This is a genomic window from Pseudomonas sp. NFPP12 (assembly GCF_900103205.1).
GTDB lineage: Bacteria > Pseudomonadota > Gammaproteobacteria > Pseudomonadales > Pseudomonadaceae > Aquipseudomonas > Aquipseudomonas protegens.
On the sequence record NZ_FMWW01000001.1, the window covers coordinates 1285224 to 1300697 of the forward strand.

Genomic DNA, 15474 nt, shown 5'->3' on the forward strand with positions numbered 1-15474 from the left:
CGCCTACAGTTCCCCCGTAGCGCCTGGCTGGCCGGCCGCTGCGCCAGTCTCGCCTGCATTTGCCACGGCGCCGGGCATGAACACGCATTTGCCAGTAAACTCTCTGCCCTTTCGCCGCGGTCACCCTTATGTGCGGCCAAGCCTTTTGCATGCGGAGCCTGCCTTGCGTCTGTTTCACACCTCCGACTGGCACCTGGGCCAGAACCTACACGGCCAGGAACGCGACTTCGAACACGCCTGTTTCCTGGAGTGGCTGCTGCGCCAGCTCAAGCACGAACAGCCCGATGTGCTGCTGATCGCCGGCGATATCTTCGACACCGTCAACCCGCCGGTCAGCGCCCAGGAGCGGCTCTACGACTTCATCGTCAGCGCCCACGAGCAGCAGCCGGCCCTGACCGTCGTGATGATCGCCGGCAACCACGACTCCGGCTCGCGCATCGAGCTGCCGGCGCCCCTGATGCGCCGCCTGCGCACCCACGCCCTGGGCCGGGTGCTGTGGCTGGACGACGGCCAGCTGGACGCCGAGCGCCTGCTGCTGCCGCTGCCCGACGCCAGCGGCCAGGTCGCCGCCTGGTGCCTGGCCCTGCCGTTCCTGCGGCCGGCGGAAGTCACCGGCCGCCAGCTGGGCGACGACTACCTCAAGGGCATTGCCCAGGTCCACGAATGGCTGATCGCCGCGGCCAACGCCAAGCGCCAGCCGGGCCAGGCCCTGGTCGCCGTCAGCCATGCGCACATGGCCGGCGGTTCGGTCTCGGAAGATTCCGAACGCAGCCTGATCATCGGCAACGCCGAGGCCCTGCCCGCCAGCCTGTTCGGCCCGGACATCAGCTACGTGGCCCTGGGCCACCTGCACAAGCCGCAGAAGGTCAACGGCGAGGAGCGCATCCGCTACAGCGGCTCGCCGATCCCGCTGTCGTTCTCAGAGATCGGCTATCAGCACCAGATCCTCGACGTGCGCCTGGACGGCGAGACCCTGGTCAGCGTCGAACCGCGGCTGATTCCCCGCGCGGTGAACCTGCAACGCCTGGGCCCGGCGCCCCTGGGGGAACTCCTGACCCAGCTCGGCGAGCTGCCGGACATCGACCTGTTGGCCGAGGAGCAGCGCCAGCCCTGGCTGGAAGTGCGGGTGCGCCTGGACGAGCCCCAGCCAGACCTGCGCCAGCAAGTGGAAAGCGCCCTGCAAGGCAAGGCCGTGCGCCTGGTGCGGATCGCCGCCGAATACGCCGGCAAGGGCGCAGGCGACGGTGAAGAGGCCAGTGCCGAGCTGATCGAGCTGGACCAGCTGACCCCCGAAGAACTGTTCCGCCGCGCCTGGCGCGACGCTTACGCCAACGAGGTGGACGAAGCCACCCTCAAGGATTTCGCCCTGCTGTTGCAGGACGTCCAGCAAGAAAGTGAACAGCCATGAAGATCCTGGCCATCCGCCTGAAGAACCTGGCCTCCCTGGCCGGCCCCTTCGAAATCGACTTCACCGCCGAGCCCCTGGCCAGCGCCGGGCTGTTCGCCATTACCGGGCCCACCGGCGCCGGCAAGAGCACCCTGCTGGATGCCCTGTGCCTGGCGCTGTTCGGCGCGGTGCCGCGGCTGAACAACATCGGCCGCGAGACCAAGGTCCCCGAGGTCGACAGCGAGATCCTCACCAGCGACCCGCGCACCCTGCTGCGCCGCGGCACCGGCAGCGGCTATGCCGAGGTGGACTTTGTCGGCATCGACGGCCGTCGCTACCGCGCCCGCTGGGAAACCAACCGCGCCCGCGACAAAGCCACCGGCAAGCTGCAAGGCAGCCGGCAGAACCTCACTGACCTGGACAGCGAACAGCTGCTGAGCAACCAGAGCAAGAGCGAATACAAGCAACTGATCGAGGCCCGCCTGGGGCTCAACTTCGAACAGTTCACCCGGGCGGTGATGCTGGCCCAGAGCGAGTTCAGCGCCTTTCTCAAGGCCGACGACAAGGAACGCAGCGAGCTGCTGGAAAAGCTCACCAACACTGCGGTCTACAGCCAGTTGGGGCGCCGCGCCTACAGCAAGAGCAAGGAAGCCGAAGACGCCCACAAGGAGCTCAAGGCCCAGGCCAGCGGCATCAGCCCGCTGGAGCCCGAGGCCCGGGCCGAGCTTGAACAGCAGTTGAGCCAGGCCCAGCAACAGCTCAAGGAGCAACAGGCCCAGCTCAGGCAGTTGGAAGCCCAGCACGTCTGGCTCAAGGAACTGCGCCATTGGCAGGAAGCCCGGCAGAGCGCCGCCGAACAACTGCAAGCGGCCGAACAGGACGCCCAGGCCCTGGCCCCGGAGCGCCTGCGCCTGCAACGCCTGGAGCAACTGGCGCCGCAGCGGCACCAGTTCCTGCGCCAGGCAGAGCTGGGCGCCAGCCTGCTGCCGTTGCGCCAGCAGATCCAGCAGCAGGTCGAACAGCAAGGCGCCCTGCAACAACAGCAGGAACGCCTGCAACAGCAACTGCAGGACGCCGGCACGGCCCTGTCCCAGGTCCAGGAACAGCACAGCACCAGCGCCCCGTTGCTGCGCGAAGCCTTTGCCGAACAGGCCAACCTGGAGCGCCTGGGGCAGAGCCTGGCCCAGGCCGAGGCCCAACGCAGCCGCGCCGAGCAGGCCAGCACCGAGGGCCAGCAAGGCATCCAGCAACTGCTGGAAAAACAGCGCCTGGTGGGCGAACGCCTGGAGCGGATCGCCGGGCAACTGGCCCACAGCGTCGCCCTCGCCCCCTTGAGCGACGCCTGGAACGCCTACCGCGAACGCCTGCAACAGCTGATGCTGATCGGCAATCGCCTGCACCAGGGCCAGGCCGAACTGCCGGCCCTGGAACAGCGCGCCAGCAGCGCCGCCCAGCAACTGAGCGAGCAACGCACGCAGCTCGAACTGCTCTACAGCGAAGCCGGGGCCGAGCCCCAGGCGGTGGCCGAGCAGATCCAGTTGCTCGGTACCCTGCTCCAGGACAACCGCAAGCAGCAGCGCGCCGTCGAAGAGCTGGCCCGGCTCTGGACCCAGCAGCGCGAACTGGACCAGCGCGGCCAGGCCCTGCAGGACAGGCAGCAGGCGGTGGCCGCCCAGCGCGAGGAACTGAACAAGGTCGGCCTGCAGGCCAAGGCCGAGCTGGTGGTGGCCGAGCAGACCCTGAGCGTCACCCAGGCCCTGCTGGAGCGCCAGCGGCTGGCCCGCAGCGCCAGCGTCGAGGAATTGCGCGGGCAATTGCAGAGCGACCAGCCGTGCCCGGTGTGCGGCAGCGTCGAGCACCCCTACCACCAGCCTGAAGCCTTGCTGCAGAGCCTCGGGCGCCATGACGAGAGTGAAGAAGCCAGCGCCCGCAAGACGGTGGACAGCCTCAAGGAACAGCTCAACGAACTGCGGGCCCAGGTCCAGGGGCTGATCGCCCAGCAGAAGGAATTCCTCCAGCAGCAGGAACATCTGGCGACCCAGCAGCAGGCCCTGGCCCCAAGCCTGCAAGCCCACCCCATGAGCGCCAGCCTCCTGGACCAGGACCCGCCCAAGCGCGACGCCTGGCTGCAACAGCAACTCGACCAGCTGCAGCAGAGCATCACCCAGGACGAAAACCGCCAGGGCGCCCTGCTGACCCTGCAAAAAGATGCCGCGCGCCTGCAAAACCAGCTGCAGGCGGCGATCGACGCCAGCCAGCAGGCCGCCCAGCACCTGGACAAGCAACAACAGCAACTGAGCGCCGACCGCCAGCGCCTGGACGAGGAACTGGCCAGCTTCAGCCACCTGCTGCCGGCAGAGGTCCTCGACGGCCTGCGCCGCGACCCGGCCAGCACCTTCATGCAGCTCGACCAGCAGGTGCTGCAACGCATCGAGCAACTGCGCGAGCAGCAGGAAGAGGCCGAAGAACAGCAACAGCGCCAGCTGACCCTGGAAAAGGAACAGGACCGCCAACTGATCCGTCAGCAGCAACTGGCCGAAGCCCAACAGCAGTTCGACACCCTGCACCAGCAGCAACAGGCCTGCCAGCACAGGCTCGCCGAACTGCTGGGCCAGCAGCCCAGCGCCGAGCACTGGCAGCAGCATCTGGAGCAAACCGTGGACCAGGCTCGCAGCGCCCAGGCCCTGGCCCAGCAACAGCAGCAGGCGCTGCACCAGCAAGCGATCGAGTTGGGTGCCGAGCTCAAGGCCCGGGAAGAACGCCTGCAAGCCCTGGAAAGCGAACAACAGCAGCTGGCCGCCAGCATCGAGCAGTGGCGCGCCGGGCACCCGGAACTGGATGACGCCGGCCTGCAACAGCTGCTGGAGCTGGACGAAGAACAGGTGCAGCAACTGCGCCAGCGCCTGCAAGACAACGACAAGGCCATCGAGCAGGCCAAGGTCCTGCTGCAGGAACGCCAGCAGCGCCTGGAACAGCATCAGGCCCAGCACAACGGCAACCTGGAGACCGAACAACTGGCCCAGGCCCTGGAACAGCTGCAGCAACAGGCCCAGGCCAGCGAACAACAGGTGGCGGACCTGCGTGCACGGCAAAGCGAGGACCAGCGCCGCCAGGCCGCCAACCAGGCCCTCAACCAACGCCTTGAACAGGCCTACGCCCAGTGGCAGCGCTGGGCCCGGCTCAGCGCCCTGATCGGCTCGGCCGAAGGCGACAAGTTCCGCAAGATCGCCCAGGCCTACAACCTTGACCTGCTGGTGCACCACGCCAATGCCCAACTGCGCCAACTGGTGCGCCGCTACCGCCTCAAGCGTGGTGGCAGCATGCTCGGCCTGCTGGTGCTGGACACCGAAATGGGCGACGAACTGCGCTCGGTGCACTCGCTGTCCGGCGGCGAAACCTTCCTGGTGTCCCTGGCCCTGGCCCTGGGGCTGGCCTCCATGGCTTCCAGCACCCTGAAGATCGAATCGCTGTTCATCGACGAAGGCTTCGGCAGCCTCGACCCCGAGTCCCTGCAACTGGCCATGGATGCCCTCGACGGCCTGCAGGCCCAGGGCCGCAAGGTGGCGGTGATCTCCCACGTACAGGAAATGCACGAACGGATTCCGGTACAGATCAAGGTCAGCCGCCAGGGCAATGGCCTGAGCACCCTGGAGGTGAAATGAGCACGCTGCAAACGCCGGGGGCGACCCTCTACTCCTTCCGCCGCTGCCCCTACGCCATGCGTGCGCGGCTGGCCCTGCGCTATGCCGGGGTGCCAATGCGGATTGTCGAAGTCAGCCTCAAGGCCAAGCCGGCCGAGATGCTCGCGCTGTCGGCCAAGGGCACGGTGCCGGTGCTGGCACTGGAGGATCGGGTGATCGATGAAAGCCTGGAGATCATGCACTGGGCCCTGGCCCAGCATGACCCCGAGGATTGGCGGCTCACGGCGGACCCGACGGCCCAGGCGCAGATGGCAGCGCTGATTGCCGAGAATGACCAGGTGTTCAAGGTGCACCTCAATCGCTACAAATACGCCGAGCGCTACCCCGAGGCGCCCATGGAGCACTACCGGGCCCAGGGCGAGGCGTTTCTGGCGCGCCTCGATAGCCTGTTGCAGCAGCGCCGCTATCTGCTGGCGGCGCATCCGAGCCTGGCGGACATGGCGCTGCTGCCGTTTGTTCGCCAGTTTGCCCATGTGGACCGGGAGTGGTTTGCCCAGACGCCTTATCGCTCCTTGCAGGAGTGGTTGCAGGAACAACTAGAATCAGAGTTATTCCTGGCAGTCATGGCCAAACAATAACCTTCACAAGATGCGCGTATCGGCAGCCTCAAATAGATTGAGCTGCCGAAACAACAGGCTTTAAGAATCTTCCTAAAGACTTCATCCGCAACTAATAACTAAACTAACCCGACACATCAAATTCATATCCAACACAGCAATTAGTTTAGGCTCCTCGTTACTAATCTCATGTAAGCAAGAGAACTTCGATTCACACTATCGCGCCCCACTCAGCCCCAAACCCCAAGCCAGTCGGGCATCACACCCTCATTACCGCGTAAAGCAAGCCATTACTTCGGCAGTAGCCTGCTCGCCCCCAGAAAAATCCATTATTCAGGCCGCTGTAGTCATTTCCTTTATCGCCAGGTTCATTACATTGAAATCGCCTTTTTCAACAGCCGCATTAACCCTGATCTATGGAGTGATTTATTCAGCACAGTCCTGTGCCGACACTACTATCGACCTGAGTTCTTTGGGCGCTGATGGCTCGGTAGCCTATGGCGTATCGGCTGACGGCCATTTCATCGTCGGCACTGCGTTCGCGAACGGCAATCAATATGCGTTCAAGTACAGCGATGCGACCGGCATGGTCAATCTGGGCTCCCTCCCGGGGGGACGCCATGCCTCTGCCAAAGCCATATCCGCTGACGGCAATGTGATCGTGGGAAGCGCTAGCACCTCTAGCACGGTTCACGCCTTCAAGCACACCGACGCAACCGGCATGGTCGACCTGGGCACGTTGAGTGGAGGGGGAATCTCAGATGCGGTAGGCGTATCGGCTGACGGCGCGGTTGTCGTAGGCCATTCGAGTGCAGCCAATGGAGCGCTTCATGCTTTCAAGCACACCGATATGACTGGCATGATCGATCTGGGCACCCTGGATGCGGGCAACAGCGGCTACTCCGGTGCCACTGCCGTGTCCGCGGACGGCAGCATTGTCGTGGGATACGCGAATATCGATGCCAGCACAGGCATGCAACATGCCTTCAAGCACACCGACGCAAGCGGCATGATCGATCTGGGCACCCTGGGAGGGCAGGCCTCACAAGCGTCCGGCATCTCCGCCGACGGCCGCGTTATCGTGGGAATGGCCGAGACAGCTACAGGCGGCACTCAAGCGTTCAAGCACACTGACACTGCCGGCATGGTCGGCCTGGGCTCCTGGGGTGGTGACTCCTTCGCTTCTAGCGCTTCCGCCGACGGTAGCGTCATCGTAGGAGGAGCGGCGACGGCCACTGGCTATTTCCATGCATTCCGGCACACCGATGCCAGCGGCATGGTCGACCTGGGCACCCTGGGCGGTGAAACGTCATCGGCGACCGGCGTCTCCGCTGACGGCAATGTTGTCGTGGGTATCAGCCTTACGGGCGAAGGAGCCACGCACGCCGCGCTATGGAAAATCACCGAAACAGGTTCCCACCTCATCGACCTGGACAACACCCGCACCGCCATGGCCAAGAACGCCAATCGGGCCTGGGGGATGCTCGATTTGCGCAGCGAACAACTGGCTCGATTGATGAGCCAGGAATGCCAGATCGACAGTGGCTCATTCTGTATCGGTGTAGGCCCAAGCTACAGCCGCAACGGCGTGGCCGGGCAGACCAGCATGAGCCTGACCCTGGGGGTTCGTCCCACCGAGCATCTGCGCCTTGGCGTCACCCTGGATCAGGACCTCGATCGGCAACTGCCGGACAACTACACCAAGGCAGGGTCGGCAGCACCGGCGGTCGCCCTCTTCGCCGCCGTTGATGAAACAGGCCACGGGCTGGGTTGGCAGGGCCGTGTGGCCGCAGCCTATGTGTCTTCCAAGGTCGACATCACACGCGAACAACTGGCTTACACCGAGGCCGGCCAAGGACGTTCGAGCCTGCGCGGCAAGTCCTTGAGCATCGAAGGCGCCTACGGCGTGATGCTCAATGCAATGACCCTGACGCCGTATCTGGGCCTCAGCCAGACTCAGGTCAGCCGCCAGGGCTATCGTGAAAACAGCGGCGCGGTGTTTGCGGCCAGCTACGCGAAAATGGGCCGCACGACCACCAGCCTGAACCTCGGTGTGCGGGGCGCCAAAAAGCTCACCCGGCAGCTGGAACTCAGTGCCAACCTGGAGCTGACCCAGGACCTGCGCAACAACCGTGACGCCTTTCAAGCCCGGATGGAGTATCTGGGGCGATACACCTACCAGGCCGAAAAACAGCACAACGCTCGCCTGGGCGCAGGCACGGGAGTGAGCTATGCCCTGAACAAAAACAGCGCCGTCCATACGGGCGTGTTCTGGGCGCAGCAACCAGGTGGCAATGATGTGACCGGTATTCAGACAGCCTTCACTTATCAGTTCTGATAGCAGCCTGCCCCACCGGCCTGAATTTGAAGCCGGCCGGGGACGCGGGTGCACGTTCGCCATTCCGTGATTCGGGCAGGCCCGGGAGCCAGGCGCCATGCTAAGGTTTGGTCACTTCCACTCTCGCGAAAATGCCCATGTCCGTCGTCATCCGCACCCACCCCCGCTTGACCATCGGCGTCCTGATCGGCTGCGCCATTGGTCTGCTCGCTCCTGCCCAGAGCCTGACCGGCAAGATCCTCATTGGCTGGAACGCCGCTGTCTGGAGCTACCTGGCACTGATGTTCTGGCTCACCGTTCGGGCTCGCGCCGATGAGGTCAGGCGTATCGCCGAAGCCGAGGATGAAAACGCCGGCCTGGTGCTGTTGATCGTCTGTGTGGCGGCCATCGCCAGCCTGGTGGCGATCACCCTGGAGCTGGTGGGCAGCAAGGACCTGGACAGCACCCAGCGCCTGGTCCACTACGGCTTCACCGGGCTGACGGTGATCGGCTCGTGGCTGCTGGTGGGGGTGATCTTCAGCCTGCACTACGCGCGCCTGTACTACACCTGGGACGGCAAGGAACCGGCGCTGCGCTTTGCCGAAGGCCCGACCAACCCGGACTACTGGGACTTCCTGTATTTCTCCTTCACCATCGGCGTGGCGGTGCAAACCTCGGACGTCGGCGTGGCCACCCGCGAGCTGCGCAAGATCGTCCTCGCCCAGTCGCTGATCGGCTTTCTGTTCAACACCGCGATCCTCGGTTTCTCGATCAATATCGCCGCCGGGCTGTTCAGTTGAGGCTGCACAAAACTTCTAGACCCCAGCCCTGGCACCGGCGTTAACTGCCAGGGTTGCCGCCACGCCCCACGGACCGCCCCATGACCACGCCCAACTGGATCGACCTGGCCCAGGATGCCGACACCGGCATCGAGACCCTGCGGGCCCATTTCACCGGCCACGCCTATGACCCGCACTGGCACGACAGCTACCTGGTGGGCGTCACCGAGCAAGGGGTGCAGCAGTTCAACTGCCGCCGGGCCCGGCACCAGAGCACGCCGGGCAAGGTGTTCCTGCTGGAACCGGGGGAAATCCACGACGGCGAGGCCCCCACCGAGGGCGGCTTTACCTACCGCATGCTGTACCTCGACCCGCAGTGGCTGGAGCGCGAACTGGGGGCGCTGTTCGCCGAGGCGCCGGCCAATGCCCAACTGGCATTCGGCAGTACCCTGGCCAGCGATCCGCGCCTGGCCAGCGCCACCAGCGCGGCCTTTCACAGCCTGCACCATGGCGAGTTGCGCATCGTCCGCCAGAGCGCCCTGGACCAGTTGCTGGAACAACTGACCGGGCACTTGCACTGGCGCCGGCGCTACGCCCAGGACCCGCGCCTGCCGCTGGTGGCGCAACGGGCCCGGGACTACCTGCATGCGCACCTGGCCCAGGACCTGAGCCTGGAAGCCCTGAGCCAGGCCTGCGGGGTCGACCGCTTTCGCCTCAGCCGCGCCTTCAAGGCCGCCTTCGGCCTGCCACCCCATGCCTACCTGGTGCAACTGCGCCTGAGTCGGGCACGCCGCCTGCTGGCCGGCGGCGCGGCGCCGGCCGAGGTCGCCACGGCCCTGGGCTTTGCCGACCAGAGCCACCTGGGGCGCTGGTTCATGCGTGCCTACGGGCTGAGCCCGGCGTTGTATCGCAAGCGCTGCACAAAGCTTCCAGACGCCTGAAAGCACCTGGGCCAGGATCAACTGCCGATCACTTACCGGAGTTGCCTGCCATGCCCCTGTCTCTCTCGACCCTGCTGCCCTTTGTGCTGTTTGCCTTCGTCGCCTCCATCACCCCGGGGCCGACCAATATCCTGGTGCTGAACAACAGCGCCCGCCATGGCCTGCGGGCGGCGCCGCCGATCATCCTCGGCGCGGCGCTGGCCGCGGCCGGGATCGTGCTGCTGGTGGGCGCCGGCCTGGGCGACTGGCTCGCCGGCAGGCCCAAGGTGCAGCAGGCCATGCAGTGGCTCGGGCTACTGTGGCTCAGCTACCTGGCCTGGCAGATCTGGCAGGCCCCGGCCAGCGTCCTGGATGCCAGTGCCGGGCAGCCGCGCCGCCTGGGGCTGGCCGGCGCCGCCGCGTTGCAACTGGTGAACCCCAAGACCTGGATGATGGCCCTGGCGGTGGTCAGCGTGTTCGCTGGTACCGAGGCCGACCGACAGTGGCGGGCGCTGTGGCTGTCCCTGGTGTTTTTCCTCATCGCCCTGCCGTGCCTGGGCGCCTGGGCACTGCTGGGGGCCGGTTCGGCGCGCTGGCTGCGCTCGCCCCAGGCGCTGCAGGCGTTCAATCGGGGCATGGCCCTGCTGTTGCTGGCATCCACCTGGATGAGCCTGTGGGCCTGAGGTCGCCACAGTGCAACGGGCGGTCGCTCCAGTGCCTTTGGCTCGGCACCGGGGCGCTGTAGGGTGGCGCACACGGCGCAACAAGACGCCGCCCCGAACAAAAACCACTGCCCCACGAGAGCCTCCGATGAAAACACCGTTCAAGCGTTGTTTCCTGGCCTGTTGCGCCAGCGCCCTGCTGAGTGCCCCGACCTGGGCCGCCGAGCCCGCCGCCTGCAAGACCGTGCGCATGGGCGTGGTCAACTGGACCGACGTGATCGCCACCAGCGCCATGGCCGACGTGCTGCTCGGCGGCCTGGGCTACGACAGCAAGCAGACCAGCGCGGTGCAGCAGATCATCTTCGCCGGCATTCGCGACCGGCGCCTGGACATCTTCCTCGGCTACTGGAAACCGGCCATGGACCAGAACATCGCGCCCTTCCTGGCCGCCGGGCAGGTCAGGGTCATGGCCCAACCCAGCCTGGCCGATGCCCAGGCGACCCTGGCGGTGCCGGACTACGTGGCGCAAGCGGGCCTGAAGACCTTCGCCGACATCGCCCGCTTCAAGGAACAGCTGGGGGGCAAGATCTACGGCATCGAACCCGGCAGCGGCGCCAATACCACGATCAAGACCATGATCGACACCGACCATTTCGGCCTCAAGGGCTTCAAGCTGATCGAGTCCGGCGAGGCCGGGATGCTGGCGGCGGTGCAGCGGGCGATCAACCGCAAGGAGTTCGTGGTGTTCGTCGGCTGGACCCCGCACCCGATGAACATCAACCTGGCCATCACCTACCTCACCGGCAGCGAGGACGTGTACGGGCCCAACGAAGGCGCGGCCACGGTGTCCACGGTGACCGCCCCGGACTATGCCGAGCGCTGCCCAAACGTCGACCGGCTGCTGAAGAACCTGAGCTTCACCGCAGCCCAGGAAAGCCAGCTGATGGTGCCCATCATGCAGCGCCAATCGCCCCAGGAGGTGGCCCGGCAATGGTTGCGCGAGCATCCCGAGGACCTGCAGCGCTGGCTGGCGGGAGTGACCACCTTCGACGGCCGCGATGGCGTGGCAGCGGTCAAAGCGAGCCTGTAGCCACCCTCTGCAGGAACCGGCTTGCCGGCGCAGGCGGTCTCACGGGCCTCTTCGCCGGCAAGCCGGCTCCCACACTCCAGGACTGTTCATGAACCATTACCCGCTTTCTGCCGAGCTGGCGGCCTTTGTCCAGCGAACCCTGAGCTACACCAGCGCCGACAGCAGCTTCCAGGGCCTGCGCGACAGCTACGAGCGCATGTGCCGGGCCTTCACCCCGCCTCGCCCGGCCGGGCTGGCAGTACAGGAGCTGCAACTGGCCGGGGTGCCACTGCGCCTGTATCACCCCGAGCGCCCGGCTGCACCTTCGGGCTGGCCCTGGCTGTTGTACCTGCACGGCGGCGGCTGGGTGCTGGGGGGCCTGGACTCCCACGAGTTCATCACCGCCCGCTTGGCCAGCGAGCTGGGAATACTGGTGATCGCCGTGGACTACCAGCTGGCCCCGGAGCACCCGTTCCCCGCCGCCTTCGACGATTGCCTGGGGGTCTGGCGGGCCCTGGAACAAGGGCTGCTGCCCCTGCCACTGGACCCGCAGCGCCGGGTGCTGATGGGCGACAGCGCCGGCGGCAACCTGGCGGCGGCGCTGTGCCTGGCCCTGCGCGATGCCGGCGAACCCGGGCCGGCGGCCCAGGTGCTGGTCTACCCCGGCCTGGGTGGCGCCGCCAACCTGCCCTCGCGCAGCCAGTGCGCCGACGCGCCCTTGCTCAGCAGCAGCGACCTGGACTGTTTCCAGGCCCTGTACCTGCCCGGCCCGCAGCGGTGCTCGGCCTATGCCCGGCCACTGCTGGCGCAACAGTTCGCCGGCCTGCCCGCGGCCTTTATCGCCCTGGCACAGTTCGACCCGCTGCGCGATGACGGCGAGCGTTATCACCAGCACTTGCTCGCAGCCGGTGGGCAAAGCCAGCTGTACCCGGGCCTGGGGCTGGTGCACGGCTGCCTGCGTGCCAGGGGCCTGGCCCCTGAAGTGGATGCCCTGTACAGCGCCCTGTTGGCCTACCTGGAACAGCACCTGGGCCGCCCCTGAACGCGACCGTTGGTCAGCCACCGACCTGCCCGGATGCTATTTCCTGCCTCTGCACTATTGACGGCCGAAGCGCTTTTGCGGTTTCCTGAAACCGGTTTCAGCGCAACTGAAACCCATAATTCCAAAAACAAGGTCGTCGCCCGTGAATCAGTTTTCCGCCGCCCAGCGCAGCCGCGTCACCATGCTCGATGTCGCCCGCCGCGCCGGGGTCTCCAAGGCCAGCGTGTCGCGCTTTATCGGCGAGGACCGGGCCCTGCTCTCCGATGCCATTGCCCTGCGCATCGATCAGGCCATCAGCGAACTGGGCTACCGCCCGAACCAGATGGCCCGCGGCCTCAAGCGCGGGCGTACCCGCCTGATCGGCATGCTGGTGGCCGATATCCGCAACCCCTATTCGATTGCCGTGATGCATGGCGTGGAAACCGCCTGCCGCCAGCACGGCTACAGTCTGGTGGTGTGCAACACCGACCGCGACGACGAACAGGAAGCCAGGCACCTGGCCAACCTGCGGGCCTACAACATCGAAGGCCTGATCGTGAACACCCTGGGCCACCACCTGGAACAGTTGCAGCAATTGCAGGAAGAGATGCCCATGGTCCTGGTGGACCGCAAGCTCTCGCAGTTGCAGGCCGACCTGGTGGGCCTGGACAACCCGGCGGCGGTGCGCAGCGCCCTCGACCACCTGCAGCAGCAGGGCTATCGCGACCTGCTGCTGGTCAGCGAACCCCATGACGGCACCAGCTCGCGGCTGGAGCGCAGCGCCAGTTTCCAGGCCGAGATCGAGCGCCGTCCGGCCTTGCGCGGCCAACTGCTGGAAACCGGCAGCCACCTGACCAGCCAGTTGCAAGCCTTTCTCGCCGCCCCCGGCCCCGGGCCCAAGGCGCTGTTCTGCGCCAACGGCGTGGCGACCCTGGCCGCCACCCGTGCCCTGCGTGAGCTGGAGTGCCCGCTGTTCGAAGGCGTGGGCCTGATCGCCCTCGACGACCTGGACTGGTACCCCCTGGTGGGCAATGGCATCACGGCCCTGGCCCAGCCCACCGAAGCCATAGGCACCAGTGCCTTCGAATGCCTGCTCAAGCGCCTGCGGGGCGACGATGCCCCGGCGCGAGTGGTGGATTTTCCGGCGCAGTTGATCGTGCGCGGCTCCACCCGGTTGTAACAGTGGGGGCAAGACCCACCACTTTTTTCTCGAACAAAAATGAAACCGGTTTCAGAGGTCAGGAACATGCAGCAATCCCCCGTCTCCATCAGTTTGTCCAGCTACGGCGCAGACCTTGTGCGCGCACAGGGTCAGGCGCATTTCATTCCCCTGGTGGCCGCCGCCGGCGCGTCCTGCATCGAATGGCGCGAAGAACTGCTGACCCATGAGCAACCTGCCGAGCTGGCCCGCAGCGCTGCGGAGCACGGTCTGGAAAGCGTGTTTTCCTCGCCCCTGGAGTTGTGGCAGGCCGAGCGCAGCGAGCCCAACCCGCAACTGAGCGCCACCCTGCAACGGGCCCGGGAGTTCGGCGCCAAGCGGCTCAAGGTGTCCCTCGGGCACTTTCGCGAACACCACGACCTGCGCAGCCTGGCCAGCCTGCTGTTTCGCCAGCCCCTGGCCCTGCTGGTGGAGAACGACCAGACCGCCCACGGCGGGCGCATCGAGCCGTTCCAGCGCTTTTTCAGCGCGGTAGAGGCACTGAACCTGCCGCTGCGCATGACCTTCGACATCGGCAACTGGCAATGGCAGGAGCAATCGGCGCTCAACGCCGCGCGCCTGCTGGGCCGGCACGTGGCCTACGTGCACTGCAAGGCGGTGCGCCTGCGGGTCGACGGCAAGCTGGTGGCCATACCGCCCGGCGCCCCGGAGCTGCATCAATGGGAACAACTGCTGCGGCACATGACTCAAGGTATTACCCGGGCCGTGGAATACCCCTTGCAAGGCACCGACCTGCTGCAAGTGACCACCGAGCAGGTCAGCCTGCTGGCCCACCTTGGCCAATCGCGCCTGGAGCATGCAGATGCCTGATATCGATATCCTCTCGTTCGGCGAAACCATGGCGATGTTCGTTGCCGAACACGGCGGCGACCTGGCCCAGGTCCAGCACTTCCACAAGCGCATCGCCGGGGCCGACAGCAACGTGGCCATCGGCCTGGCACGCCTGGGCTTCAAGGTGGCCTGGCTGAGCCGGGTAGGCAACGACTCCCTGGGGCGCTTCGTGCTCGACACCCTGCGCGCCGAAGGCCTGGACTGCCGTTTCGTGCGCTGCGACCCGATCCATCCCACCGGCTTTCAGCTCAAGTCCCGGGAAGACGGCGGCGACGACCCGCGGGTCGAGTATTTCCGCCGCGGTTCGGCGGCCAGCCACCTGGCCATCGGCGACCTCGACCCGGCCCTGCTGCGGGCCCGCCACTTGCACGCCACCGGCATTCCCCCGGCGCTCTCGGACTCGGCCCGAGAGCTGTCCGGCCACCTGATGCACACCCAGCGCAGCGCCGGGCACAGCGTGTCGTTCGACCCCAACCTGCGCCCCGCCCTGTGGCCCAGCGAAGCGCTGATGATCCGCGAGATCAACCGCCTGGCGGCGCTGGCCCATTGGGTACTGCCGGGGCTCGCCGAAGGCCGCCTGCTCACCGGCCGCGACGACCCGGCGGACATCGCCGCCTTCTACCTGGACCAGGGCGCCGAAGCCGTGGTGATCAAGCTCGGCGCCCACGGCGCCTACTACCGCACCCAGCTGGATGCCGGCTTCGTCGACGGCGTGCCGGTGGCCCAGGTGGTGGACACCGTAGGCGCCGGCGACGGCTTTGCCGTGGGCCTGATCAGCGCCCTGCTGGAAAGCCGCGGCATCCTCGAAGCGGTGCAGCGGGCCAACTGGATCGGCAGCCGCGCGGTGCAGAGCCGTGGCGACATGGAAGGCCTGCCCTTGCGCCACGAACTACCGGAGCACACACCCAGCCTGAAAACCGCCAGCGCCCTATAGGCGCTGGCTTGCCAGCGAAGACGCCCGCCCGGCGACACACGCCCCAAGGGCCCCTTCGCCGGCCAGCCGGCTCCTGC

At 66.4% G+C, this 15474-nt stretch carries 12 protein-coding genes; all 12 read left to right on the forward strand.

Annotated features, from left to right (window positions below; translation table 11 throughout):
• Positions 1-163: 163 nt before the first annotated feature.
• Positions 164-1408, forward strand: coding sequence for an exonuclease SbcCD subunit D C-terminal domain-containing protein (locus BLS75_RS05430; protein WP_072450553.1), 1245 nt, complete (start codon positions 164-166; stop codon positions 1406-1408).
• Positions 1405-5049, forward strand: coding sequence for an AAA family ATPase (locus tag BLS75_RS05435; RefSeq protein ID WP_072450554.1), 3645 nt, complete (start codon positions 1405-1407; stop codon positions 5047-5049). The genes BLS75_RS05430 and BLS75_RS05435 overlap by 4 nt, the downstream gene beginning before the upstream one ends.
• The gene (locus BLS75_RS05440) at positions 5046-5666 is read left to right on the forward strand and encodes a glutathione S-transferase (RefSeq protein ID WP_072450555.1); all 621 of its coding nucleotides are present in this window, start codon (positions 5046-5048) and stop codon (positions 5664-5666) included. Before BLS75_RS05435 ends, BLS75_RS05440 begins: the two co-directional genes overlap by 4 nt.
• Before the next feature lie 355 nt (positions 5667-6021).
• A complete protein-coding gene (locus tag BLS75_RS05445) occupies positions 6022-7983 on the forward strand; it encodes an HAF repeat-containing protein (protein WP_239690642.1) in 1962 nt (653 codons plus the stop codon).
• Between the two features lie 137 nt (positions 7984-8120).
• Positions 8121-8762, forward strand: coding sequence for a DUF1345 domain-containing protein (locus BLS75_RS05450; RefSeq protein WP_065363903.1), 642 nt, complete (start codon positions 8121-8123; stop codon positions 8760-8762).
• An 80-nt stretch (positions 8763-8842) separates the two neighbouring features.
• Positions 8843-9682, forward strand: a complete 840-nt coding sequence (locus BLS75_RS05455; protein WP_011061019.1) for an AraC family transcriptional regulator — start codon at positions 8843-8845, stop codon at positions 9680-9682.
• A gap of 50 nt (positions 9683-9732) precedes the next feature.
• A complete protein-coding gene (locus BLS75_RS05460; RefSeq protein WP_072442065.1) occupies positions 9733-10344 on the forward strand; it encodes a LysE family translocator in 612 nt (203 codons plus the stop codon).
• 127 nt (positions 10345-10471) lie between these two features.
• Positions 10472-11413: a choline ABC transporter substrate-binding protein gene (locus tag BLS75_RS05465; RefSeq protein ID WP_065363901.1), complete on the forward strand. Its 942-nt coding sequence runs from the start codon at positions 10472-10474 to the stop codon at positions 11411-11413.
• An 88-nt stretch (positions 11414-11501) separates the two neighbouring features.
• The gene (locus tag BLS75_RS05470) at positions 11502-12434 is read left to right on the forward strand and encodes an alpha/beta hydrolase (protein WP_072452207.1); all 933 of its coding nucleotides are present in this window, start codon (positions 11502-11504) and stop codon (positions 12432-12434) included.
• Between the two features lie 142 nt (positions 12435-12576).
• Positions 12577-13593: a LacI family DNA-binding transcriptional regulator gene (locus BLS75_RS05475; RefSeq protein WP_047336608.1), complete on the forward strand. Its 1017-nt coding sequence runs from the start codon at positions 12577-12579 to the stop codon at positions 13591-13593.
• Between the two features lie 66 nt (positions 13594-13659).
• Positions 13660-14442, forward strand: a complete 783-nt coding sequence (locus BLS75_RS05480) for a sugar phosphate isomerase/epimerase family protein (protein ID WP_072442074.1) — start codon at positions 13660-13662, stop codon at positions 14440-14442.
• Positions 14435-15397 (forward strand): sugar kinase, encoded by a 963-nt coding sequence (locus BLS75_RS05485; protein WP_065363898.1) that lies wholly within the window; start codon positions 14435-14437, stop codon positions 15395-15397. The genes BLS75_RS05480 and BLS75_RS05485 overlap by 8 nt, the downstream gene beginning before the upstream one ends.
• Positions 15398-15474: the final 77 nt, after the last annotated feature.